This is a genomic window from Prosthecobacter sp. (assembly GCF_044226605.1).
Classification (GTDB): Bacteria; Verrucomicrobiota; Verrucomicrobiia; order Verrucomicrobiales; family Verrucomicrobiaceae; genus Prosthecobacter.
This window is the reverse complement of sequence record NZ_JBGAGS010000006.1, coordinates 61,317-85,631: the sequence shown is the minus strand read 5'-3', so window position 1 is coordinate 85,631 and position 24,315 is coordinate 61,317. Positions and strand designations below refer to the sequence as shown.

At 60.8% G+C, this 24,315-nt stretch carries 11 protein-coding genes; 5 read left to right on the top strand and 6 right to left on the bottom strand.

What is annotated here, in order from left to right; genetic code table 11:
• Positions 1-143: 143 nt before the first annotated feature.
• Both ACILSO_RS09370 and ACILSO_RS09365 read left to right on the top strand, forming a co-directional pair.
• Positions 144-1,022, top strand: coding sequence for a hypothetical protein (locus ACILSO_RS09370; RefSeq protein WP_395737127.1), 879 nt, complete (start codon positions 144-146; stop codon positions 1,020-1,022).
• 9 nt (positions 1,023-1,031) lie between these two features.
• Positions 1,032-5,228, top strand: a complete 4,197-nt coding sequence (locus tag ACILSO_RS09365) for a multicopper oxidase domain-containing protein (protein ID WP_395737126.1) — start codon at positions 1,032-1,034, stop codon at positions 5,226-5,228.
• A 21-nt stretch (positions 5,229-5,249) separates the two neighbouring features.
• On the opposite strand, the gene ACILSO_RS09360 is transcribed toward ACILSO_RS09365, so the two are convergent.
• Genes ACILSO_RS09360 through ACILSO_RS09350 form a run of 3 tightly spaced genes read right to left on the bottom strand, consistent with a single transcriptional unit; the run spans position 5,250 to position 13,931 of the window.
• Positions 5,250-6,980 (bottom strand): hypothetical protein, encoded by a 1,731-nt coding sequence (locus tag ACILSO_RS09360; protein WP_395737125.1) that lies wholly within the window; start codon positions 6,978-6,980, stop codon positions 5,250-5,252.
• A complete protein-coding gene (locus ACILSO_RS09355) occupies positions 6,977-7,963 on the bottom strand; it encodes a HEAT repeat domain-containing protein (RefSeq protein ID WP_395737124.1) in 987 nt (328 codons plus the stop codon). Before ACILSO_RS09355 ends, ACILSO_RS09360 begins: the two co-directional genes overlap by 4 nt.
• Before the next feature lie 22 nt (positions 7,964-7,985).
• On the bottom strand, positions 7,986-13,931 hold the full coding sequence (locus tag ACILSO_RS09350) for a choice-of-anchor D domain-containing protein (protein WP_395737123.1): 5,946 nt from the start codon (positions 13,929-13,931) through the stop codon (positions 7,986-7,988).
• A 303-nt stretch (positions 13,932-14,234) separates the two neighbouring features.
• Here ACILSO_RS09350 and ACILSO_RS09345 point away from each other — a divergent pair, with 303 nt between their 5' ends.
• Complete coding sequence (locus tag ACILSO_RS09345; RefSeq protein WP_395737122.1) at positions 14,235-15,836, top strand: efflux RND transporter periplasmic adaptor subunit; 1,602 nt, start codon at positions 14,235-14,237, stop codon at positions 15,834-15,836.
• A complete protein-coding gene (locus ACILSO_RS09340; RefSeq protein ID WP_395737121.1) occupies positions 15,833-18,961 on the top strand; it encodes an efflux RND transporter permease subunit in 3,129 nt (1,042 codons plus the stop codon). Before ACILSO_RS09345 ends, ACILSO_RS09340 begins: the two co-directional genes overlap by 4 nt.
• Here the strand turns inward: ACILSO_RS09340 and ACILSO_RS09335 are convergent.
• The gene (locus ACILSO_RS09335) at positions 18,951-19,562 is read right to left on the bottom strand and encodes a carbohydrate-binding family 9-like protein (RefSeq protein ID WP_395737120.1); all 612 of its coding nucleotides are present in this window, start codon (positions 19,560-19,562) and stop codon (positions 18,951-18,953) included. The two genes, ACILSO_RS09340 and ACILSO_RS09335, sit on opposite strands and share 11 nt — an antisense overlap.
• A gap of 91 nt (positions 19,563-19,653) precedes the next feature.
• Between ACILSO_RS09335 and ACILSO_RS09330 the strand changes: the two genes are divergently transcribed.
• A complete protein-coding gene (locus ACILSO_RS09330; RefSeq protein ID WP_395737119.1) occupies positions 19,654-21,075 on the top strand; it encodes an FAD-dependent oxidoreductase in 1,422 nt (473 codons plus the stop codon).
• Here the strand turns inward: ACILSO_RS09330 and ACILSO_RS09325 are convergent, their stop codons facing one another.
• Both ACILSO_RS09325 and ACILSO_RS09320 read right to left on the bottom strand, forming a co-directional pair.
• A complete protein-coding gene (locus ACILSO_RS09325; protein WP_395737118.1) occupies positions 21,076-21,384 on the bottom strand; it encodes a ribonuclease III domain-containing protein in 309 nt (102 codons plus the stop codon).
• Positions 21,385-21,429: 45 nt separating this feature from the next.
• The gene (locus ACILSO_RS09320) at positions 21,430-24,312 is read right to left on the bottom strand and encodes a M56 family metallopeptidase (RefSeq protein WP_395737117.1); all 2,883 of its coding nucleotides are present in this window, start codon (positions 24,310-24,312) and stop codon (positions 21,430-21,432) included.
• Between the last annotated feature and the right edge of the window lie 3 nt (positions 24,313-24,315).

Genomic DNA, 24,315 nt, shown 5'->3' with positions numbered 1-24,315 from the left:
GCGTGAGGAAAGTTTTCAGAAAAAACAGGCCGATTATTTTTGCGCCATTCATCTTCCATTCATCCGGCTTCATGTAAATCCCCGGCGTTGACCAGCCATTCTGTGCTGGCGCATTCAAGATTCAACCCGCCGCATCTTATCTTATGAACCGGAACCTGATCGCACTTGCTCTCACCCTTCAATTTGCCCTTGGCACCGTCAGTGGCCAGGAGGGGCAGCCGCCGCCACCACCGCCGCCGCCACCTGGAGGCGGGGGCGGCATTCATGTGCTGCCACGTGGAGCAGACAAGGCGCTGAACCTCACGGCGGAGCAGACGCAGCAATTGAAGGACCTGGAGGCCGAAGTGCAGGCGAAGGTGGAGAAGATTTTGACGCCGGCCCAGCTTGAGCAGCTCAAGACTTTCCGCCCGCAGCCTCCTGGAGGTGGCGAGCGTCCGGCAGCCCCTGATGCCAAAGGTGCGACCAAGCGCCCGCCTGCTGAAGATGCACCCAAATCCGTCAGCCAATCTTTGCCAGCGGGAGTCACGCGTGTGCCGGTGGAGTTTACCGGTGGTCATGAGACTGTCCCGGTGGATCACGGCCGCCCGGTGAAGCTGATCGCGGCTGCTCTGGGTGTGCAGGACGAAGTGTTTCGCGTTGCCTTCAGCAATGTGCATCCGGCAGGGCCGGGCAGCGGTGGGCCATCCGAGAGCGAAGCACGTGCGAACAAGGCCGTGCTCATGAATGCGCTGGGAAAACATGGGGTGACCAACGACCGCCTCAATGAGGTTTCCAATTTCTACCGCTACCCGCCGGGATCGCGCAATCTGTGGAAAAACCAGCCTGCGGCGGCCAGCGCGCTGGTGAAAGACGGCGCCATCATTGGCTATGAAGTCACGAGCGGCGGCTACGGCTACACCACAGCGCCCACGGTGTCTGTGCCAGGGATGAACGGCGCGGCGGCCAAGGTGGAGCTCGCCTTTGGCAAAGACTTCGTGACCAACGGTTCCATTTCCGGCATCACGGTGGCCAACGCTCAGTGATTTGATCTCATGAACTCTCCCCTTAGAGCGATTGCTTTTGCAATGATCGTGGCTGGACCGTCTGCGCTGTTGCACGCCGCGCCGACGATCAGCGGCATCGCAAACAATCCTGCCGCACCAACCAACTACGACGCCGTCACCGTCAGCGCGAATGTGCAGCCCTCCGCTGGCACCACGATCTCGCAGGTGCAGCTGACGTATGGCGTGGGTGCGGTCACGACGGGGACAGCGATGCGTGAGACGATGAGTGGCACGCCATTCACGACTTCGTGGAATGGCACGGGTGCGCAGAATGCCTGGACGGTGACGGCGGTGCGCAATGCGACCGATGTGAAGCAACGCAGTGGCACGGCCAACCACACCGTGCCAGTGGTGCTGACCGCCAGCACGACCACCAGCGGCTCCATAACCGTGACGTGTGCCAGCACGTCCGGTGTGTGGCCAGGCATGAGCATCAGCGGCACCAACATTACGGCGGGCACGACGATTACTTCGATTCCTAATGGCACTATGCTCGTGCTCAGTGCAGCCGCCACGGGCAGCGGCACGGGTTTGTCCCTGACAGCGGCGGGCGTGACGCTGACGGGCTGCGCCACCACCGCGGGCAGCGCCACGGTCACCTGCGTGAGCACCACCGGCCTGATCGTCGGAATGGGAATCAGCGGTGTGACGACCAATCCCAACAATCCGACGGTGCAGTCGATCACGGATGGCACCACCTTTGTAATGAATGCCAATGCGACTGCGACCTCCACGGGTCTCACGCTGACGGCATCTGGCTGTGGTGCAGAGCTGACCACGGGGACGAGCACTTACACGGACACGATGATCACCACGACGAACGCGATCAACGCGGGGGCGGCGAGTGCTGGCAATGTGGAGTTTTATGTGCGCACTTCCGATCTGATTTCCAACAACGGGTGGACGTTTCAAGTTTCTCCCGACGGGGGCACGACGTGGAATACCCGGGTGAGCGAAAACTACGCGGGCAGCACGGTGAGCCTGACCAACTGCACGCTGAACGCCACGACGACCGTCACCTGCGCGAGCACCACGGGTTTGGCAGCAGGCATGACGGTGCAGGGGGCGGCTTTGCGTCTCAACAATTGCACCACGACGAGCGCCAGCGCCACGGTGACCTGTGCCGACACCACCGGACTCGGCGTGGGAATGTATGTGACGGGCAACGGCATTCCCGCCAATTCGCGTGTGGTTTCCTTCGTGACGAACACCTCCTTTACGCTGAATGCCAACGCGAACGCCAGCGCCACGGTGAGTGTTCTGGCAAACTATTTGAATGCGAACACCACCATCGCCTCTGTCACCAATGGCACGACCTTTGTGCTGAACGCGACGCCCTTCTATTCTGGCACCGGTTTGGCGCTGGATGCCACGACGATCAATCATGGCTTCACGCTGAAGCATTATGATTTGGTCGCCGCCGAGATGACGAGCAGCCTGAAGATGCGCTTTCAGTTCAGCGGTTACAATGCAGCGAATCCTGCACGCCAGCCGGTGTGTGACATTGATGACGTCATCGTCACACTGACGACGGGAAATCCGCCGGTGACGGTGAACATGCAGGGGGCAGGGGCTGTTTACAGCACTGTCATTCCAGCACAGACAGGCGGCACAACGGTGACGTATTCTCTCACGGCCACGGACAGTGCTTCCGCGACGACCACGAGTGGCAGCAACTCCTACACCGTGACGGCGGTGGCACCGGTGCTCTCTGTATCTCCCGCTGCGGGATTTAGCGCCAGCGGCGTGCTGGGCGGGCCAGTCACGGCCAGTACAACCTATACTTTAACCAACACGGGCACCGGTTCGCTGAACTGGACGGCTGGCAAAACTGCGGCATGGCTCACGCTTTCCAGCACGAGCGGTACGCTTGCGGCAAACAGCAGCACGAGTGTGACGGCTTCGGTCAACAGTGGTGCGAACAGTCTGGCGGCTGGCAATTACAGTGACACCCTGACCTTCACCAATACGACCAGCGGCACGGGCACAACGACGCGTGCGGCAAGCCTGAGCATTGTCAGTGTGCCTGCCGCGCCAGTGATGAATGCGCTGAAGGCCTTCACTCAAGGCGCCGGGAGCACGCTGTCATGGCCTGCGGTGTCAGGCGCTGCCAGCTACACCTTGCAGGTTTCCGCCACCGTTGATTTTGCCAACCCGCTGGCCTCCCAGACGGTGACGAGCACGACAGCAGGCTTTGCCAATCTGACCAATGGTGTGACCTATTATTACCGCGTGCTGGCCACGAATGTGGCCGGGTCCTCGAGTTACAGCAATGTGGTTTCCTCGATGCAGGACAGCACGCCGCCGACTGTCGCTGTGACCAGCCCCACCACGGCAACGAGCACGGCGGTGAACAGCATCACGGTCACTGGCACCAGCGCCGATACGCCGTCTGGCATCGCGGCGGTGCGGGTGAACAACGTCTTTGCCACCAGCAGCAATGGTTTTGCCACATGGACGGCCACGGTGCCGCTGGGCTTTGGCACGAATGCGATCACGGCCACCGCCAGCGACAATGCTGGCAACAACACAACGACCTCACCGGTGCTCGTCACGCTGACCACCGCGCAAACCTACAACCCGCTGTACATTCCGTACACAATGACCGGCACGACTTTCAATCTCACGATTGATCAAAACGCCAAACAGTTCTTTGCCGGCAATCTCACGCAGACCTATGGCTACAACCATCACCTCTTCTGGGGGCCGACGCTGATCATGAAGAAGGGGGACTTTGTGCGTTTGAACGTCACGAACAACCTCGTGGATACGACAACGACGCACTGGCACGGCTTTCATATTCCCGCGATCATGGACGGCGGGCCGCATGAAACGATTCCCGCAGGAACGACGTGGTCGCCTTCTTTTTACATCAAGAACAATGCGGCGACCTATTGGTATCATCCGCATCTTCACACCACCACGCAGCAGCAGCTCACGATGGGGGCAGGTGGTCTGATCATCATTCAGGACGATGAGGAGGCGGCGTTGACGCTGCCGCGCACTTATGGTGTGGATGATTTTCCCATCGTGCTGACCAGTCGGCGCACGCAGGGCCAGGGGGCGAATGCCAATCAGTTTGCCACAAATGGTGCATTCGGCGATTTCATGCTGGTAAACGGCACGCTAAGTCCGCAGGTGAGCCTGCCAGCGCAGATTGTGCGCCTGCGCATTCTCGATGCGGAGATTGCCCGCAATCACAATCTGGGATTCAGCGACAACCGCACGTTCTATGTCATAGCAACCGATGGAGGATTGCTGAATGCTCCGGTGCCGGTGACGCGAATGATCATGACGCCGGCGGAACGCTATGAGATCCTGGTTGATTTGCGCGGCATGACGCCGGGGACTTCGATTGATCTGATGACCTACAACTCGAACCAGGCGGCGGGCTATTCCGGCGGGCAGGCTGCCACCACCGGTGCTAATGGCAGCCTGCTCAACAACATCGACTTTGTGGACCTGCACATCAACATCGTCGCAGCCACAGCGAACGCCGTGACCACCATTCCGACCACGCTGGCGAACAATGTTTACTGGACGAACGCGGATGTGACGAACAGCCGCACGGTGAACCTGACCGGCGTGGGTGGTGCACCGCTGAGCTTTGACAACCTGGTGTACAGCCCTTCGGTGATCAATCAAACGGTGAACTACAATGCCGTGGAGCAGTGGACTCTGGCGAATGTCTCCAATCTCTCCCATTCCTTCCACATTCACGACATTCAGTTTTATCTCACCTCAATGCCGGGAGGCGTGCCGGCCTACATGCAGGGCTGGAAGGACACCTTTTATACCCCGGCAGGTTCAAACATCTCCTTCATCACCAAATTTGATGACTTTGCCAGCAACTCGAATCCCTTCATGTTTCACTGCCACTTTTTGCAGCATGAAGACGGCGGCTTGATGGGCCAGTTTCTGGTGCAGAATAATGCGGTGGAAGACATGGCCGTGGCCAGCTTTACCCGCAGAGGCGCCGACCCCACTGTCACGCTGCAGGTCAAATCCACGCCTGGGACGACCTACACGCTGCAGTATTCGCCGAACATGACAACGGGGAGCTGGGTGGATGTCAGCTCAGTGACGAGCGATGGCACTTCTGTGAGCTTTACGGAAACAGATGCGACTCGGCTCGGGCAGGCTCGTGGTTTTTACCGCGTGATCATCCCGGTGATCAGCCAATAAACAAAGAACGCTGATCTATGGCTACGGCTGTGCGTAGATGATCTTCACACGGCCGAAACGGCGGGCGGCGTTCAGCGTGGTGTCTTCGATGACGACGAGTTCCCAGGTGTCGTCGATGCTGGTGATGACGGGAGTGCCGGTGGCGTCGGTCCAGCCTCCGGTGCCGGTGGCGAGGAGCGTGTCGCAGAACTGGGCGCTGTAGGTGAGGCCGCTGTTGGAGGCAGCCTTGCGACGGAGAAAGGTAATGCTCAAACGCCTGCTGGGCGAAGAAAGGAGAGACACCGCTGGCGGACTGCCGCTGTAAGTGTCTGTGATTACAAAAGAGGAGTTGGCGGCCGCCGGATTGAGGCTGAAGGCATATTCGAGAAGGTTGCTGAGGCCGTCGCCATCTTCATCCTGATCTGGACCGAACTTGCCGGAGGGAAACAGCTGAGTGCTGGCCCAGGCGGGATAACCGGCTGTGCCGGTGATGGTGATCTGGCTGTCGGCTCCATCCGGGAACGACGTTTCGGAGACGCCGGGGATGTTCGAAATGCTGTCGGGCGCAAGACTGGCATCCAGTACGCGGACTCGAAGATCGTAGGTGCCAGCAGCGAGGCCATAAGGAACGACGGCGCTGACTGTGCCGGCACCGTTAAAAGCATTGCCACTCGTCAGATTGGCCGTGGAGAAATAGGCGACGGCAACCGGTGCGGGAAGCTGGGAGGAGACCAGCTCGATGCTGCCGGTGGAGAATCCGGAGAGATCGTCTGTGAGAGCGAACTGAAAGGTGATGACGCGACCTGACTCCGCGACGCTTCCGCCATTGATGCTCGTGGATGATGCGGTGAAGGTGGTGAGCACGGGCGGGGCGTTGTCCACGAGGCCGGTGTTGGTGACGGTGACTGTGGGCGATGAGGCAAGCGGCAGTGCGAAGTCGTCGCTGAGGGTGTCGGCACCGTAGGACCAGCGTGCATCGCGTGAGCCGTTGTTGGCAAAGACGACCGCTTTCCAACCCGCGGGGGGAACGTAACGCGGAAGCGTGAAGGGAAGCTGATAGCTGCCACTGGCGGCGGTGCCGGAGATGCGCTGGGCATCGGTGAGTGGGAGTTCGAGATAGCGAGTTTCATCCTCGTCATTCAGACCGGTGGGATAGATGAGGCGCACACGCATGGAGACGGGGCTGACGCTGCTGCTGGCGGTGAGGTTGAGCGCCAGGCTGGCGGCGGCATTCGTCACGTTGGCAGAGGCGGGCGAGAAGCTCAGGCTGTTAACTCCAAAGGTGGTGGTGGAGGGGGCGAGCGTGAGCGTGAAAGCGCCGGTGGCCACGCTAAAGCCGTCGTCATAGCCGGAGACAGAAATTTTGTAGCTGGTGCCTGCGATGGCGAGAAAAGTGAGAGATGACCAGTGCTCCTGCTCCCCGGCTTGGGCGGCATCGTCATTGAAGCCGAGCTGAGTCAGCGCGGCGACGCTGCTGCCGGTAAAGACTCCCAGAACGGTATCGGTATCGAGGGCGACGGTGGTCGAAACGTTCACCCAGCCTGATGCGGGGGCAGTCCACTCATACCAGACAGAGCTGCCGGCGATGCTGCCAAAGGTGGTCTCTCCCGCCTCCAGCGTGGCCTCGGTGTTGTCGCCAGAAATCGAGAGAGACGCCCCGCTGCCGAGGTTCGTACGGGTGGCGAAGCTGTCGTTCGAGGGCGGCACCGCATGCACGCTGCCAGCGGCCAGCACGCATAGCAGGAGCAAAACAAAGAGCGAGCGGAGGGTCATTGCGTGGCGGAGGATTGCATCGCACCAAGGGCTGCGGAGGCGGCCTGCGCAAGCCCGGGGTCGGTGGAGGTCGCATTTTTTTGCAGCCAGTCGCGGGCCTCCGTGCTGGTCACCGACTGAATGATGTTGAGAAAGGACTGCCGCAGTTCGGGATTGGTGGCACCGATGACGTGAAGCGAGTCCGCGACGGCCTGGAGGGAGTCGCTGGTGCCGATCTTGCCGAGGGAGGCGGCGGCGTTTTGCATGATGGGCACCTCGCCGCTGGTGCGCAGCAGCGTGCTGAGCGCAGAGGTGGAGCCAGGATTGGTGATGGAGCCGAGGGCGGCGAGAATATTCGCACTCTGGCCGCCTGCTGCCTCGGGCTCGTGATACATTTCACCGAGAAACTGCACGGTGTTCGCATCTGCGGCCCGGGAGATGGTGGCGACGACGGCATCGCGTACCTGGGGTTCCAGCGGCAGGGCAAGGGTGGATGCCAGTGTCTCGAGCGGCTGGCCCGGCGGCAACGCATTGAGTGCCTGGAGCAGCTGTGCGCGCGCAGCGGGATCGGAAGCAGAGTGCACGGCGGCAAAGAGAGTCTGGACAGCCTCGCCGGTGCCGATGCGGGCTAGGGCGTCCGCGAGAACAGCCCGCTCTGCATTGCTGCGGGCCGCCTGCAATGCGTCGCCGAGCAGTCGTTCGAAGCCCGGGCCGAGGGCGGCGAGTTTCTCGACCATGGCCAGCCTGCGGCCCATGCTGGGATCAGCCGCAGCGAGGGCGACCTCTGCCAGCACCTCAGCCTTGGTCTGCACAGACGGCTGCTGCACGACTGTGCCAGGATTCTGAACTGGAGCGGTGTCGAGCCCGGCCTGTGAAGGCGCCATCTTTTTCTGAACGCCAGGCTTTGTCTCCGACGCCGGCTGCCGCATGGCAAAAAAAAGCAGCGCCGCGGCCATGACCACGACGCTGGAAGCAGAGGCGATGATGAGGCGGCGGCGGTTCATGCTTCAAATACGCGCACGCGCATCACGGCGTGGTGGCGCCGGTGAGGTTGATGATGTAGGTGCCCTCGTCGGGGTCCGTGTTTTGCAGCGTGAGCTTTGCGGCAAACGTAGAACCGGCGGCGGTGGGAAGGAATTTCACCCTCCATACTCCTGTTCCGCCGGCAGGGATGCTGGCGGGCGGCGCCTGCACAGTGGTGAAGGCGATGCTGCCCGTCGGTGTGGAATTGACTGTCCAGTAGGCCGCGATGAGCAGTGCATCCGTGCCGGTGTTGCTGATGATGATGTCCTTGGTGACCGCCACATTGACGGCTGTGCTGAAGGCAAGCGATCCGCCGCTGGCGATGTCCGTGCCGCCGACGCTGACGCCAACCTCGGGAGGAGTGGCGCTGGCGATTGCCGCAGCGGTGAGGTTGATCTTGTAGGTGCCTTCGTCGGCATCGGAGTTGGTCATGGTGATGATCCAATTGTCCACGGTGGAAACGAGGATCGGGCGGTAAACCACATTGATGGTGGCGGAAGCTCCTGGAGCGAGCGTCGAGACCAGGTTCGAGATGTAGAAGGGAGGGACGGACGTCGTTGGAAAGCTTCCTGAGGCAGGTGCAACACTCCAGCCAGTGATGGCCAACGGGGCTGCGCCGGTGTTGCTGACCGTGAAGCTCCTGGTGACCGTGCTGCCAAGCGTGACCGCACTGCCGAAGTCGATGGTGCCGTTGATCGGCAGGTCCGCGCTGTTGTAGCTGACGCTGATCTCACTGTCGGTCGCCAGCGAAGCTCCGGTGAGCGTGAAGCCGTATGGATTCTCGTCGGCGTCGTTATTGTTGATGTTGTAGGAGGAGCTGTAGCTCGTGGCGAGCGCGCCCGGCTTGAAGGTGACACGCACGGTGGCGCTGCCAGCGGGCACGATGGTGGTGGAGCCGGAGATGATCTGCGAGGAGAAGGCAGGCGCGTTGGTGGTGCCCGTCGGTGCGATCGCGGTGATCACACTGCTGGTGGTGAGGTTTGCGGTGCCGGTGTTTTTAATGACAATGTCCTTCGTGGCGGTGGTGCCGCGGGCGATGGTGCCGAAATCCAGGGTGCTGTTGCGCGCCTGCTCGGCAGTGCCGATGAACACCGAAATTTCTGGAACCGCCGTGGAGGCGGTGGCGGAGCCTGTCAGCACAATGCTATATGGGTTTTCATTGCTGTCGTTGTTGGTGAAGCGCAGAATCATGCTGTGCGTGCCGGCGGTGGTCGGAGCGTAGTTCACCGTGAGAGTGGCGGTGGCTCCCGCGGCCACTGTGGTGGGCAGCGTGCCGGAGAACTGGAAGGGATTCACCGTGCTGGTGCCCGCCGGATAGTAGCCGAGCGAAATAGCAGAGATGCTGGAGGTGGCCGGCGATGAGAAGGTGACATTCGCGCCGGAGATTGAAACGATGGAAGTGCCTGCAGCAAACGGACCGACCACCGTCATGCCTGCGGACAGATTGGCGGAACTGGCCACCGTCGCCACGGTGCTTCCCAGCGTGGTGGTGGTGACGACGGGAGTGGCGTTGGCCGTGAAGTAGAAGCCGTAGCCGCTGAGATTCAGCGCGGCATTGCCGGTGTTGGCGATGACCAGCTGCTTCGAGACCGGCGTGCCGGTGGTGGTGGATCCATAAGCGAGAGTTCCGTTTACCGGCACGTCCACGCCACCCACCGAAACACCAATCTCAGGCACGAGCATAGTGGCCGAGCCGCTCAAGGTGATGACGTAGGGATTCTCGTTGCTGTCGTTGTTCGTGAAGCGAAGCAGCATGCTGTGCGTGCCTGCAGCAGAGGGGGCGTAATTGACCGTGATGGTGGCGCTGCCCCCGGCGGCGACCGTGGTGGGCAGAGTGCCAACGAACTGGAACGGATTCAGCGTGTTCGTCCCCGATGGATAGAAACTGAGGGCCACACTGGCGATCGTCGATGTAGCGGCGGTGGACAAGGTCACCGTGCTGCCAGAAATCGCTGTCACCGTCGTGCCGGCAGCAAATGGGCCAAGAACGACCATGCCGGCGCTCAGGCCGTTGGTGCTCACCAGCGTCACCGAAGTGCTGCCGGCTGTCGTCGATCCGGTCGAAGTGACCGGTGTGCCTGGAATCCCAAAGCTCCAACCGCTGAGGTTGAGAGCGGCGTTGCCCGTGTTGCTGATGACGAACTGCTTGGAGACAGGGGTTCCGACGTTGGTGCTGCCATAGGCCACGCTGCCATTGAGCGGCACATCCGTGCCCGCAACGGCCACCCCGATCTCTGGAGCCGCGGTGTTGACTGTGGCTGAGCCGGTCAGTGTGATGTTGAAGGGGTTTTCGTCGCTGTCGTTGTTTGTAAACCGCAGATTCATGCTGTGAGTGCCAGCCGCAGTGGGTGAGTAGTTCACGGTGACAGTGGCGGTGCTGCCGGCCGCCACGCTGGAGGGCAGGGTGCCGGAGAAGACGAAGGGATTAAGCGTGTTGGTTCCCGCTGGGTAGACGCTGAACGTGGTGCTGCTCAGCGTCGAAGTCGCCGCAGCGGAGAACGTCACCACATTGCCGGATATTGAAGAGATCGTGGTGCCGACCGGGAACGGACCAGTAATGACCATGCCGGGGGCCAGATTACTGACACTGCCGAAGGTCACTGTGGGAGAGCCGAGCGTCGTGGCGCCTGTGACCGTCGCCACGGGAGAGACTGGCTGTACAAAACTCCAGCCGCTGAGGCTCAGAGCAGCGGTGCCAGAGTTGCTGATGATGAACTGCTTCGAGACCGGCACACCGATGAAGGTGCCACCGTAAGCCACGCCGGTATTCACCGGGATGTCCAGACCGTCCACCGCCACAGCAACTTCGGGCGTGGGGGCAATTCCGGTCGCGGAACCCGTGACGGTGAACATGTAGGGATTTTCGCTGAGGTCATTGTTGCTGAAGCGCACGATCATGGAGTGGCTGCCGGCGCTCTGCGGCGCGTAATTGACGGTGAAAGTGGCGCTGGCACCCGCAGCCACGCTGGTGGGCAGCGTGCCGGTAAACTGGAAGGGATTGACCGCCGGCACCCCTGGCTGGTAGTAGGTGAGGAAGGAATTGGACGTCGTCGAACTGGCCGCCGCTGAGAAGGTGACGCTGGTGCCAGAGATTGAAACAACAGAGGTGCCTGTCGGGAATGGCCCTGCCACCGTCATTCCGGCAACGAGCGTGCTGCCACTGCTCACAGTGCCCACATTGCTGCCGAGGGTGGTGGTGGTGGCGACAGCGGTGGTCGTGCCAAGAGGCTGCTGGAACGCCCAGCTGCTCAAGGTCAGCGCCGCGTTGCCCGTGTTGTTGATGGTGAACTGCTTGCTGACCGGCGTGCCTGAGGCGGTGCTGCCGAATGAGGCCACGCCGCTTCCCGTTGGCACGTCCACACCCGCGAGAGAGACATCGATCTCAGGCGCAGTGACCGTGCCCACGGCGGTGCCGGAGACACTGATGGTGTAGGGGCTTTCATCGGGGTCGTTGCTGGTGAGCTGCAAGGTTGCGTTGTAAGTGCCGGCCACCGTTGGGGCGAAGTTCAACCATGTGCTGTAGCTCGATCCTGGAGCGATGGACACCGGCGGAGTGACCCACGCACTGAAAGGCTGCGGTGTACCCGTCGTGGTGCCAACCGGCTGCGTCACCGTTGCACCGGTAATGGTCAGCGTGGCGGTGCCCGTATTGTAAAGGGTCAGCGACTTCTGCACCATCGTCCCGGAGTTTGACGAGCCAAAGGCAAAGCTGCCGTTGTTCCCCACGGAGCCGCCGTTCACGGTGACATCAATGTCTGGCACAGGAGACGTGCTGGCAGTGCCCGTTCCAGTCAGGTTGATACGGTAGGGTGTTTCATCCGGGTCCGTGCTGGAGATAACCAGCGTGGATTTGTACACCGTGTCCGCGACGCTGGGCTTGAAGATCATCACCAGCGAGCCCGACTGACCCGCAGGCAGCACCGCGGATGGCGTGCCGCCAAAGTAAAAGTACATCGGTGTTGTGCTGCTCAGCAGCGGCTGGACTGGCGAAGCGGAAAAGCCCGTCAGGCGCAGTTCGCCCGTGCCGGTGTTTGACACCAGGAAGGAGCGCAGCGCCGTCATGCCCACCGGCAGGCCGCCCCAGTCCACCGTTGAATCCATGGCCACATTGGCTCCATTCAGTGTCACCGCGATGTCGCCCGGATTGGGGTTCGCATCGCTATGGCCGGTCAGCGTTACGGTGTAGGGATTTTCGTCCGCATCATTGTTGTAGACCTTCAGCGTCGCAGTGTGATCCCCCGCCTGCAGCGGCAGGTAGGTCACCTTCACGGTCGCACTGGCTCCGGCGGCAAGGGAGGCTGGCAGCCCCGAGTCAAAGCGAAAGGCATTCACCGTCGCATTCGGCCCGCCCACGTAGTAGTAGAGCACAGCGTTGCTGATGGCCACTGTCGCCGGGCTGGAGAAGGTCACCGTGTTGCCAGAGACCGCGGTGATCGAAGTGCCGGACACGAACGGTCCCGAGACACCCATGCCCGCCGCCAGCACCGCGCCATTAGCCACCGTCGCCGTCGTGCTGCCCACCGTGGTGGTGGTCGCGGTCGAAACCATCACGGGCGGCGGGATCGAAAGCTGCCAGCTCGTCAGGTTCAGCGTCGCGGTGCCGGAGTTGGTGAACACAAAATCTTTCGAGATGCCCACGCCCGTGACGTTGTTGCCATAGGCCACCGTGCTGTTCGTCGCCACATCCGTGCCTGCCACCTTCAGGCCGATTTCACCCTGCACTGGATCCTGCGAAACGGTGCCGGTGAAATTGAGGACAGTCGGGTTTTCATCGGTGTCATTGTTATAGAGCGTGAGCTTGGCCGCATAGTTTCCGGCCACAAGATTGAAGAGCGAAATTTGGAAGGTTGCCTGCCCGCCTGCGGGCACCGAGGTCGGGATGGTCGAGTTGTAGATCGAGAAGGCCATCGGCACCGCCGTTGCAGTGGCGTTTGAGTCGGCAGCCGTTCCTGTCGTGCCGGTCGTGCTCACGGGAATCAGGCTGTTGCTGGTGATCTTGAGCTCGCCTGTTCCGGTGTTAGCGATGGTGATCGTTTTGTTCAGGCGGGTGTTTTGGATGGTGGAGCCCACGTTGATGGTGCCATTGTTGGCCACGCTGGTCGTGCCATCGCGGACCTCGATTTCCGGAGGTGGCAGAGGACCGGAGGACACGCCCTGCAGCGGGATATCATAGAAGATTTCATCGCCGTCATTGCTGACAACCGTCAGCTTGCCCGAGTAGGTGCCCGCCACGTTTGACTGAAATGCAATGCGGAAGGTCGTCTGACGCCCGGCGTCCACCGATGGCGCAGGCGAGGTGACGATGCGGAACGGAAACGAAGCGCCAGCCGGCAGTGTGCCCGTGAGGCTCAAACGCAGTCCGTACACGATGAGTGTCGCGTTACCGGCGTTCCCCACCGAGAAATCCTTGTTCACCGTGCCGCCAGGAGCCGCAGTGCCAAAATCCACCGTCGTGCCTGCGGGCAAATCTGCGCCACCCAGGCCCAGTGAGATGTCCGGCTGCTGAATGGAAGGAGCGCTGACCGTGAAATTCACGGTATAACCGCCCAGCGTGCCATAGACCGCCGGAAACACGCTCAGGTAATGAGTCCCCGCAGGGAGCAGCTGCTGACAGCGGAAGTTCGGCGCACCCGCGCTGTCGTTGTCGGTGACAATATTTGTGGCAGCGCCCTTTGCGCCTCCCAGCCAGAGTGTGCCTACCACATCGGTCGTGCCTCCCGAGGTCACCGTCACCACTGAAGGAGTAGTGAGGGTGAACTTGAAAAAGTCCACGTCCCCAGCCTTCTCCAAAGTACCCGTCTTCACCGATGGCAAAGTGACCGAGGCCGCAGTGGACGTCGTGTTGCCATAGTCATCAGCAGTCGTGGTCTGCGCATGCAGGCTGAGGCAGGCAAGGAGCGATGCCGCAATCGTCAAAAGACGGGAATAACGGGGTCGGGTGGTGTGCATGATGAGGCGCGTGGTTAGGTTGGGATGGCATCATCCGCTAAAGGAGAAGGGAGGTGCCAGCTCGGGAATTTGCGTATGCTGCCAAAAAAATGGGGGCCGACGCAAGAAAAAAATACCCCCCACGGCCGGCTTGAAAGATCCGCCTCAGGCCGGTCCCAGCGCTTCAAATGATTCCCGCGCGTGAAATTCGGGGAGGTCGACGGTCGGATTCCGCCGGGTGATCATCCCGGTCAGCAGCCAACGAGAGAGGGCTTGTGTGAATTTCCCCGTTGTGGCTGCGGGTCCGTTCAGCATCATGGGCTCGTGAAGCGGACTCTTCTTATCATCGGCCTGGTGGCTGCAGCGTGCGGCTGGTTTGCAGGCCTGCACTACGGCTCCTCATCAAGGCATGCGGCTGAAAGCGGGCGCAAGATCCTGTTCTACCAAAGTCCCATGCACCCCTGGGTAAAGTCTGAGCAGCCGGGGCAGTGCACCGTCTGCGGCATGGCCCTGGTGCCGGTGTATGAAGGCGGCACAGGTTTTGAGAATGCGGTCACGGATATCGTCATGCTGCCGCCCGGCAGTCCAAATGTGATCGGGGTGCAGACGGCGGAGGTGAAACTGCAGACGCTGACGCGGACGCTGCGCATTTCCGGGATGATCGGCGAGGATGAATCGAGGCACGGCATCATCAGCGCACCCGTCGAGGGCCGCATCGACGGCCTTTCGATGAACCACGAAGGCCAGCAGGTCACGCGAAGGCAGCCGCTGGCCACGATTTTCAGTCGCACGCTGCTGAAAGCAGCGGATGCCTACAAAGCCATGCTGCCGCAGGGGGAGCAGGCCGCAGAACCCGCCAAACGAACGCTGGAACAATACGGGCTGGTGTGGGAGCAGATTAAAAGCATCCCGCAGCGCCAGCCTGGAGACATTTACTTTGGGGTGCTCTCGCCTCTCTCCGGCGTCATCGTGAAAAGCTATGTACACGAAGGGCAGCAGGTGAAGGAAGGCGAGAGGCTGTTTGAGATCGCGGATTTCACGCGCATGTGGTTCACGGGCATGGTCGCGGAACAGGACCTTCCGTTGGTGAAAGTTGGGCAGATCGCCAAGCTTAGTGCGACGTCTCTTCCAGGGGAAACTTTGACGGCCCGCGTCGCCTTCATCAGCCCGAATCTGGATGGCATGAGCCGCTCAGCCATGGTGAGGGTGGTGCTCGAAAACCCTGAACGCCGCATCAAGAACAACTCGTTTGCCCAGGGGGTCGTGGAAGTTGAAGCTCCCGAAGTGCTGGCGGTTCCCCGCAGCGCGGTGCTCTGGCCTGGCAATGAGGCGCGTGTGTATGTCATGAAAGCAGCGGGGTCGTATCAGCAGCGCCTGGTGAAGGTGGGCCGCGTGGGAGACAGTCATTATGAAGTGCTGGATGGAGTAAAAGCGGGCGAACAGGTGGTCATCAGTGGCGGCATGCTCCTCGACAGCCAGGCGCAGCTGGATGCCATGGCACGGCCGGACGGGAAGGAAATGGCGTCCGCACCTCAGGCGGGGAATGATGCCGTGTGGATGAATCTCCTGAAGGTCGCTGCCGATCTCAGCTCAGCGCTGGCTGCTGATGATCTTGCGGCTGCAAACGCGATCTTGAGCAGGCTGCCTCAGGCTTCCGACCGCCTCATCAAAACTACCGCACCAAGCGGAAGCCCTGATCTTAAAGCGCTGCGCAAAGTGTTCCTGCCCTGGAGCCAGGAAATAGCCGTGCAAGCGCTTCAAAGAAAGGCTCAGATGCCAGAGCTGCGTGTGTTTCGCTGCGCCATGACGGGGAAGCTGTGGGAGGGGGCGCCGTCCAGCGCGGCCTGGATCCAGCTGGGCGCCGAAGCGCGCAATCCCTATTGGGGTGCGGAGATGCTGGAGTGCGGAACGGAAGTGAAGCCATGATCGACGCACTGATAACCTGGTCAGTGCGCAACCGCTTCCTCGTGGTCTGCGCAACGCTGTGCATCATCGCTTTTGGCATCAAAGCGCTGCGCGAGACCGCCGTGGATGCCATTCCAGATCTCAGCGAGCGGCAGGTCATCGTGTATGCGGATTGGATGGGGCGCAGCCCGCAGGAGGTGGAGGATCAGGTCACGCATCCTTTGTCCGTGAATCTTCAGGGAATCGCGGGTGTGAAGACCGTGCGTGGCACGAGCATGTTTGGGTTCTCGCTCGTCACGGTCATCTTTGAGGATGAGGTGGAATCTTTCGTGGCACGTCAGCGCATTTCCGAGCGCCTTGATCTGCTGGAACTGCCAGCCGGGGTGAAGGCTAAGCTGGGACCGGATGCCACAGGGCTCGGCTGGGTGTATCAATATTACCTCGATGTGGACCCTGCGGCCGGCCACACGTATGATCTGGGTGAGCTGCGCTCCCTGCAGGACTACCACATCCGCTATCAGCTCAACAGTGTGGCGGGAGTGGCTGAGGTCGGGAGCGTGGGCGGCTTCGTGCGGCAGTATCAGATCGAGGTGGATTCGCAAAAGATGCGTGCCGCCGGAGTGTCTCTGAACATGGTCATGATGGCTGTCGGGCGCTCAAACCTGAACGTGGGTGGCAAGACCATCGAGGAAAACGGCATGGAGTTCGTCGTGCGTGGAATCGGTTTGGTCAAGAGTGCGCAGGATCTCGAGAAGATCGTGCTCATGGAAAAGGGCGGCACGCCAGTCTATCTCAAGGATGTCGCCCGCGTCGAACTCGGAGGCGACTTCCGCCGCGGCACACTCGACTCAAACGGACACGAGGTGGTCGGCGGCATGATCGTCATGCACAACGGGGCCAATGCGCGCGAGGTCATCGGCCGGGTGAAGGCAAAGATCGCGCAGATAGCCCCCAGCCTGCCGCCGGGGATCAGCATCAAGGCGTTTTATGATCGCAGCGAATTGATCGACCGCACCATCGATACGCTCAAGACCGCGCTGACGGAGGAGATCATCCTCGTCATCCTCGCCCACATCATTTTCCTGTTTCATTTCCGCAGCATTCTGATTGTCACGCTGCCATTGCCGGTCAGCCTTCTGATTTCGTTCATCCTCATGAAGGAGCTTGGGATCAGCTCAAACCTGATGAGCCTTTCTGGCATCGCCATCGCCATCGGAGTGCTGGTGGATGCAGCCATCGTCATCACCGAAAATGTCATCCGCCAGTGCGAGCAGGCTGGGAGCCACGACGAGTCTGTGATTTTGATAGCCGCGAAGCAGGTGGGTCGTCCCATCGTCTATGCCATGGGCATTATCATCCTCGCATTTGTGCCGGTTTTCGCTCTGAACGGCCAGGAGGGGAAGCTCTTTCATCCGCTCGCCTATGCGAAAACGTGTGCGCTGCTCGGCGCCACGCTGCTCGCCGTGACGCTGGTGCCGGCGCTGTGCACACTGCTCGTGCGCGGGCCGTTTCACTCGGAGGATCGCAATGTGGTCATGCGCTTTCTTCTGCGGCTCTATGACCCCGCGCTCGACTTCGCACTCCGGCATCGCAAGGCCGTGCTCGGCATCGCGTGTGTGATTCTGGCGGTAGCGCTCGCGTTGGTGCCGCGCATGGGGAGCGAGTTCATGCCGCCGCTGAATGAAGGCAGCCTCATGTTCATGCCCAGCTTTGTGCCTGCCACATCGCTGAATGAGGTGAAGCGCGTCATGGCCTGGCAAGATCAGGTGCTGGCCTCCTTTCCGGAAGTCCGCAGCGCCGTGGGCAAGCTGGGACGGGCCGACACGTCGACAGATCCCGCGCCCACCGAAATGATCGAGACCACCATCATGCTCAAGCCTGAGAGCGAGTGGCGCGGAGGCATGACGAGGGACAAGCTGGTGGCCGAGATGATGCAAGCGCTGCGCCTTGTGCCTGGAAGTGTTCCGGGATTTCTGCAACCCATTGAAGGACGTGTGCTCATGATTTCCACGGGCATCCGTTCCCAGCTCGGGGTGAAGATCTATGGGGCGGATCTGGAAAAACTGCAGCACGCAGCTCTGGAAGTGCAGCGCATCATCCAAGAAGTCCCTGGCGCCGCGGGAGTGGCGCCCAGCCGGGTCATAGGGAAACCTTATCTGAACATTGAGGTGGATCGTGAAGCCATCGCCCGCATGGGCATGAATGCGCAGGATGTTCTCGAGGTGGTGGAGGCCGGACTCGGTGGCGCAACGGTGACCAGCGTGATCGAAGGCCGCCGGCGAGCGCCGGTGCAGGTGCGGCTGCAACGCAGTGAGAGAGAAGACATTCAGCGGCTTGGGGACGTGCTGGTCACAGCGCCCAATGGCAAAGTCATTCCGCTGGGCCAGCTGGCCACCATCGGCCGCATGGAAGGCCCCAATGAAATTGCCAGCGAGAACGGCCAGTTGCGCTCTTTTGTGCAGGCCAACGTAAACGGGCGTGATCTGGCAGGATTCGTGGAAGATGTGAAATCACGCCTGGAAAAAGAAATGGCACCCCGGCTCGCCGCGCAAGGAATGACACTGGAGTATAGTGGTGAGTATGAGCAGCAGCTTCATGCGGCACGCACGCTGAAATTCATCCTGCCGGCGGTGCTGCTCATCATCTTTCTGCTGCTGTTCCAGCTTTATGGTGGTGCTCGTGATGCAGCGCATGTGCTGCTGGCGGTGCCGTTTGCTCTTAGCGGCGGGGTCTTTGTCCAATATGCACTCGGCTGGCATTTCAGCGTGGCGGTGTGGGTGGGCTACATCGCCCTGCTGGGGACGGCGGTGCAGACGGCTGTGGTGATGGTGGTGTATCTCGAAGAGGCGGTGAGCCGTAAACGACTGCAGCTTGGCGCCGCATTTGCGCAGGCGGATCTCCTGGCCGCTGTCAAAGAAGGCGCGCGTCTGCGCCTGCGCCCGAAGATCATGACCGTGGCCACCATCATTGCGAGCCTGCTGCCCATCATGTGGAGCCATCGGGCCGGCAGCGAGGTGATGCAGCCGCTCGCCACGCCGATCATTGGCGGCATGGCCAGCAGTCTGCTGCACATTTTGATCGTCACCCCGGTGATCTATCTCGGGCTTAAAGGACGGGCCTTGTTTCCAAACGCGGTCATTGAATAAGCTTCAATACCCCAAATGAAGCAGGCACATGAAAATCCGGGCGTTCCGTTTTGGGATTCACCCAAGGCATCCATCCTGAATGAACAGTGGCATCCGTTTTGTGATGAAATTCAGCACGGTAAAGCCCGGCATATAGTTCGGATGCATCCGGCTTCAGCACTCTCAAGTTGCGCAAGGTATCGAGAGGCAGGCTGCCGGTGACTGAGTAGCGGCTGCCTTCGACCCTGGCGGTGAGCTGCAGGCCTTCGCATTTCCAGTCCCAGTCCATCTCGCGGTAATAATTCGCCTCGTAGGCCAGCACATCTCCACGCGGAGACATTTCGAGGCAGTAGTACGGTTTCAGGCTGAGATCGGGAGCAAAGAAGATTTCCACCCGGTCGGAGCCGAGGACGCGATCTTTTGGAGTCGCACCGTCGGGAAGCACGAGATCGTCGTCCACGCAGTCAAAGCGGAAGTGAAGGCTTGTCTCATCCCAGAGGGCGCGAAACTCGGTGAGAGGGGCAGTGCGTTGCTCCCAGGCGAAAGTAAACTGGGTCAACAGATCGGCATCGGACCAGTTCAGGCCGGATTGACTCACTGGGCGGACAAGGTAGTGCTGCATCTGGGAGCCTTGGCGCGGTCTGGCTGCCGCTTCAATCTCCAGGAAAAGAAATGGTGTCCAAGGCCGTCCTCCTGATAACTAAACATCCATCATGACACCCCAGCCGTCTTCCCCTGATCTGAAACGCCGATCCTTTCTGCGTGCCGCCTTTTCCGGCGCGCTCGTCACACCGGGGGTGATGAACGCTGCGGAGGTGGAGAAAGTCATTGTGGGGAAGTTTCATGAACCCGCGCAAGATCTGCCACTGGGGGAAGATGCAGACGTGATCGTATGTGGCGCGGGTCCGGCGGGCATTGCTGCGGCGATCACTGCGGCGCGCGCTGGCGCCAGGGTGCGAGTGTTTGAGTGGCGCGGGTGTCTCGGCGGCGTGTGGACGGCGGGGCTGCTGGGGTATCTGCTGGATTTCGACAAGCCTGGCTTCAACCAGGAACTGCTGAAGCGCCTGGAGGATGGCGGCATCCGGCGCGGCACGAACAAAAAGAGCGTCGTCTACGAGCCTGAAGGAATGAAGCTGCTGCTGGAGGAAATGTTTGTCGAAGCGGGCATTAAGTTTCAGCTCCATACAAAGATCTGTGCTGCATACCGCGAAGGGAGGCGGCTTACGACAGTGGTTACGGAATCCAAGTCGGGACGTCAGGCGTGGAAGGCGCCCGTATTCATTGACACGACTGGCGACGGCGATCTTGGGGCGCTTGCTGGATGTGCGTTTGAGTACGGCGAGGCAGGCTCCTGCCCGTGCCAGCCGATGTCTCTCAATGCACTGCTGGTTTGCAAGGAGGCTGCGGCATTGAAGACCTTCATTCATGGCTCTGACCCGAGCAAAACGGACGGTCTGTCCAAGGACGCCTTTCTGGCGGAGATCCAGCGTTCCGGGCACTTTCCCTCCTATGCAAAACCGACGCTGTGGCAGGTCCGGGACAATCTGCTGCTGGTGATGATGAATCACCAATATGCGGTCCCTTGCTTTGATGCAGCCAAGATCACCGAGGCGACGGTGCAGGCACGTCTGGAGATGAACAAGATCGTGAACGGCCTGCGGAAGCTTGGCGGCCCATGGGAAGGCCTCCAAATTGCAGCCACAGCGGAGCAGATCGGCGTGCGCGACGGGCGGCGCATTGCTGGGCGGTATGTCGTCAGCAAGGAGGATGTGATCGCCGGGGCGCGCCATGAAGACGCGGTGGTGCGTCCGACCTTCAGCGTGGACATTCATGCGCTCAGTGCGGAGGTAAACAAGAAGTCCGCCTACAGCAACGCGGGCGTGAAGATGCAGCCGTATGACATCCCGTTGAGAGCCCTGATTGCGAAAGATGTGGACGGCCTGATGATGGCCGGGCGCAACATCAGCGGAGATTTCATCGCGCATGCAAGTTATCGTGTCACCGGCAATTCGGTGGCGACGGGCGAGGCTGCGGGTGTGACGGCGGCGCTGGCGGCAATATCCAGGCGCCTGCCGCATGATGTCCCATGGAGTGAAGCCGAGGCCAAGCTGAAGGCGCTCGGGCAGCGGGTGTGATTACTTGCCAGTGCGCTTGCGTTTGGCTTCCTGTTTGAGGAACAACGGCTCCAAGGTGTCACGAATCCAGGTGAACGCGGCTTCCAAGCCTTCGCGCTGATAGATCACGCCGATGTCTGCCTCCACAGCGGTGGGATTGCCGGTGCAGGAGAGGAATTGATTGCAGGTGAAGCGCATCTTCATCTCGGCATCCACTTTGCCAAACTGCCGCAGAATGAAACTGCGGACATACAGCTCCAGCACGGCATCGCCAATCCAGGCGTTTTCACGGAGGCGCTGGGTGAGGTCGAGGTCAGAAGTGGATGCCATGAGCGTGGCATCCAGAGCGAGCATTGGGGCAAGTTCAACCGGGGATCACCTGGTCTTGCCGGCCTGTGCCCCGCCTGCCAGTCCCCGAAAATAGCCGCCGACCCAGGTCTGCTGCACTCTGCTGGCCTTCACCAGAAATGCGTTCTTCTCTTTGCTATAAGTCACACTTGGCTTGGCGGCGTCTGCTCCGGGCCTGGCTTCCTGGTCCCCCAGGAGCAGGCTGATGTCTTTGAGAATGATGTCGATGCCTGCCTGCGTTTGCGGGAGTGCGTAGGCCCTCTCGACCATCGCCGAATCTTCCGATGGACGGATGAACCAGCGTTCGTGGTCCAGCATCAGCACCAGGTCATTGGCGCGGCAAAGAGTTTCCAGCAGTTCAAACGGGCTGCTGCGGATGCTGAAGGTGACCAGCCTTTGATTGACAGGATTGTCATCCGGGAGGGCGAAGAAATCAATCCTGGCATCGGTGGCGACAAAGCGGAGGACATCGCCAAGGGACGCTTTACTGAAGTCATATTGCTGGGCAGGGGCTTTGCGAAGTTCTGCAGCTTTGAATTCGGCGCCGTTCGCCGCTGCGGCGGGAATCTCGTCTTTTTTCGCGGGCACCCCGGCAACGCTTGAGGGAACGATCTTTCCCGTGGGAAGAGTGGGCATTTCCGTTTCATGCCGGCCGGAGGTGGTCAGCTTTCCGGTGGACAGATCCACAACGGCGGATGCACTTGATGACGTGCTGCTGTGCTTGATTCCGGACCCCATGAGGATGCTGAACGGACCGCGAATGGTGAGCTGGCGTGCTTTGCGATCATAGACCAGTTCTTGTGCCTTTACGGACATGCCGGGCACCTCGCACATGGCGTTTCCTGCAGCGGTTTGGATTTCGCCCTGCCTGTCGGTTGAAATCGTTTCCGCTGTGATCACGAGTTCGCTGCCTTTCTCATTGGTGGAAGGTGCTGCTGCCTTTGGGGCGGAAGCAGTCAGGTAACTCAGATCCAGCGTCTGAGACCTGGCGGCCTGTTCGGCGTCCCCAAAATAGACTCCACCCAGGGGAGCACGCGTTTTTGCATCGTACAGCAAGACATGAGGCAGCCCTTCGGATGGAATGGAGTGCCGCAGGGTCACGCTGCCGCGGCCACGGTTGACGAGCATATTCTGCCCGGCATTGAAGGGCGGGGGTTCACTGCCAGGGGCTGACTTGAAGTACAATCCCGCCACGGCCTGGTCCGTGCTGGCGAGTTCATAATCCAGCCCGATGGTGAGCACGTCGTCTGAGCGGGACATGGAGGTGATGACGATGGAGTCTCCGGGACGGAATGCGGATTTCCCGACGGTTAGCTCGCTGGTGAGATTCATGCCGGCTGGGAGGCCGCCCTTCTTGGGATCGATCACATGCGGCGTGATGACGTAAATCAGCGGCAGTTTGCTTTGCGGCTTGCCATTCTCCCAGCCAGCAATGACGCAGCAGTGGCCGTCGCGTATCTCGTGGTTGCCATTGTAAACCCGGCTGCGCGCCGTGGGATAGTCGCCCTTGAGCTCTGAAATGACCGCGCCGGTTGCGGGATCAATGAGATCGGAGTCAGTGATGTCGATGTTCAGGCCAACATGGGTGCCATGCAGGGCAGGGGTGAGTTTTAAGACCAGGCCGATGGGGAGGTAGGTGCCCTTCACCGGGGTGTTTACGACGCTCTTCACCACGACTTCTTTTTTGTCGGCTGTGACGATGCGTGGATAAGAGGTGGCGCTGCTATCATCGCTCTTCATGGCTTCACGCAGTTGCACCGCGAGATCCTCAGGGGACATTTCTGAATAGAGGAACGACAATGTTTCTTCTGGTGGCAACCTGCCGCCGAAATTCCAGTCGGTCGCTTTCTTGAACTCGATGATCTTGATTTCGAGCGCGATCAGCGGTGCGTCCTCAGCGGGTTTTGGCTGCTGCGCGCGGGTGATCCCGAAGAAGGTCATGACCACCATGCACAACATGAGCAGCGACTTCATGACGGGATGGGTGTTCCGGTGAGCGGCGATGGAACGAATGCGTGAACGCAGCGCGGCACCCCGCTGAAAAATCCCCACAAAGCCCAGGCTGAGGCCCCGAGGGCAGAAGGCGGTTTCGACTTTCAGCAGGGCATGGCCGTAGGCGATGCGGCGTTCGCTGGGCGCATCATGCAGCACCTGGGCATCGCATGCGGCTTCGCGATCTGCACGCACTTTGAAGAAGGCGATCCAGAGCAGGGGATTGAACCAGTGCAGCGCCATCAGTACACACATGAGGGCATTGAGAGGGAGATCTCCGCGCTTGATGTGCATGAGCTCGTGCTTGAGAACGAGCCTCGCTTCGGCAGGTGTGAACTCATGGTCAAACTCGGCGGGAAGCAGCAGGGTGGGACGCAGAAGGCCGGTGACAGCAGGGCTGCTGACAGCCGGGGCGATGAGAACGCGCGGCACGCAGCTCAGGCGCACCTCCGAGGCGATTTGAGCGAGGGTGTCGAGGAGTTCCTTCCTGACTGGGTGCCGGAGGTGCTTGAACCGGCGCAAGGTGAGGATGAAGGAGAAGCTCCCCAGGAGGAGCATGGAGGCGGCAATGACTGCCCATGCGACGAGAAACAGCCGCTCCCAAGGAATCGGCTCGACGTGGGGGGCAGGCGCTTCGAACACGACAGTTTCCGAGTTTGTCGTCACGGGTGACACAGGAAGCGGAGAAAGGTTTACCTCTGGTGCCGGTGACTGAAACACACGTTCGATGCTCCAGCGGCTCTGTGGCAGCACCGGCATGAGCAGCACGATGAGCGTGGGCAGCCACAGGGCGTAGCGCATGCGTGCGCCGAGGTGGCGGTGCACCGCGGCCTGAATGAGCAAGGTCACCAGAGTGAGCAGCGACGCACGCAGGCTCGCGGCGAGGAGCCAGTCGAAGAGGTGGGTGAGCGTGTTCATGGC

What these genes read in the sequence shown, in the direction of transcription:
- ACILSO_RS09330 (WP_395737119.1), top strand. Translation starts at nt 19,654, where the DNA reads ATGACACCCCAGCCGTCTTCCCCTGATCTGAAACGCCGATCCTTTCTG.
- ACILSO_RS09365 (WP_395737126.1), top strand. Translation starts at nt 1,032, where the DNA reads ATGAACTCTCCCCTTAGAGCGATTGCTTTTGCAATGATCGTGGCTGGA.
- ACILSO_RS09355 (WP_395737124.1), bottom strand. Translation starts at nt 7,963, where the DNA reads ATGAACCGCCGCCGCCTCATCATCGCCTCTGCTTCCAGCGTCGTGGTC.
- ACILSO_RS09350 (WP_395737123.1), bottom strand. Translation starts at nt 13,931, where the DNA reads ATGCACACCACCCGACCCCGTTATTCCCGTCTTTTGACGATTGCGGCA.
- ACILSO_RS09370 (WP_395737127.1), top strand. Translation starts at nt 144, where the DNA reads ATGAACCGGAACCTGATCGCACTTGCTCTCACCCTTCAATTTGCCCTT.
- ACILSO_RS09360 (WP_395737125.1), bottom strand. Translation starts at nt 6,980, where the DNA reads ATGACCCTCCGCTCGCTCTTTGTTTTGCTCCTGCTATGCGTGCTGGCC.
- ACILSO_RS09335 (WP_395737120.1), bottom strand. Translation starts at nt 19,562, where the DNA reads ATGCAGCACTACCTTGTCCGCCCAGTGAGTCAATCCGGCCTGAACTGG.
- ACILSO_RS09320 (WP_395737117.1), bottom strand. Translation starts at nt 24,312, where the DNA reads ATGAACACGCTCACCCACCTCTTCGACTGGCTCCTCGCCGCGAGCCTG.
- ACILSO_RS09340 (WP_395737121.1), top strand. Translation starts at nt 15,833, where the DNA reads ATGATCGACGCACTGATAACCTGGTCAGTGCGCAACCGCTTCCTCGTG.
- ACILSO_RS09325 (WP_395737118.1), bottom strand. Translation starts at nt 21,384, where the DNA reads ATGGCATCCACTTCTGACCTCGACCTCACCCAGCGCCTCCGTGAAAAC.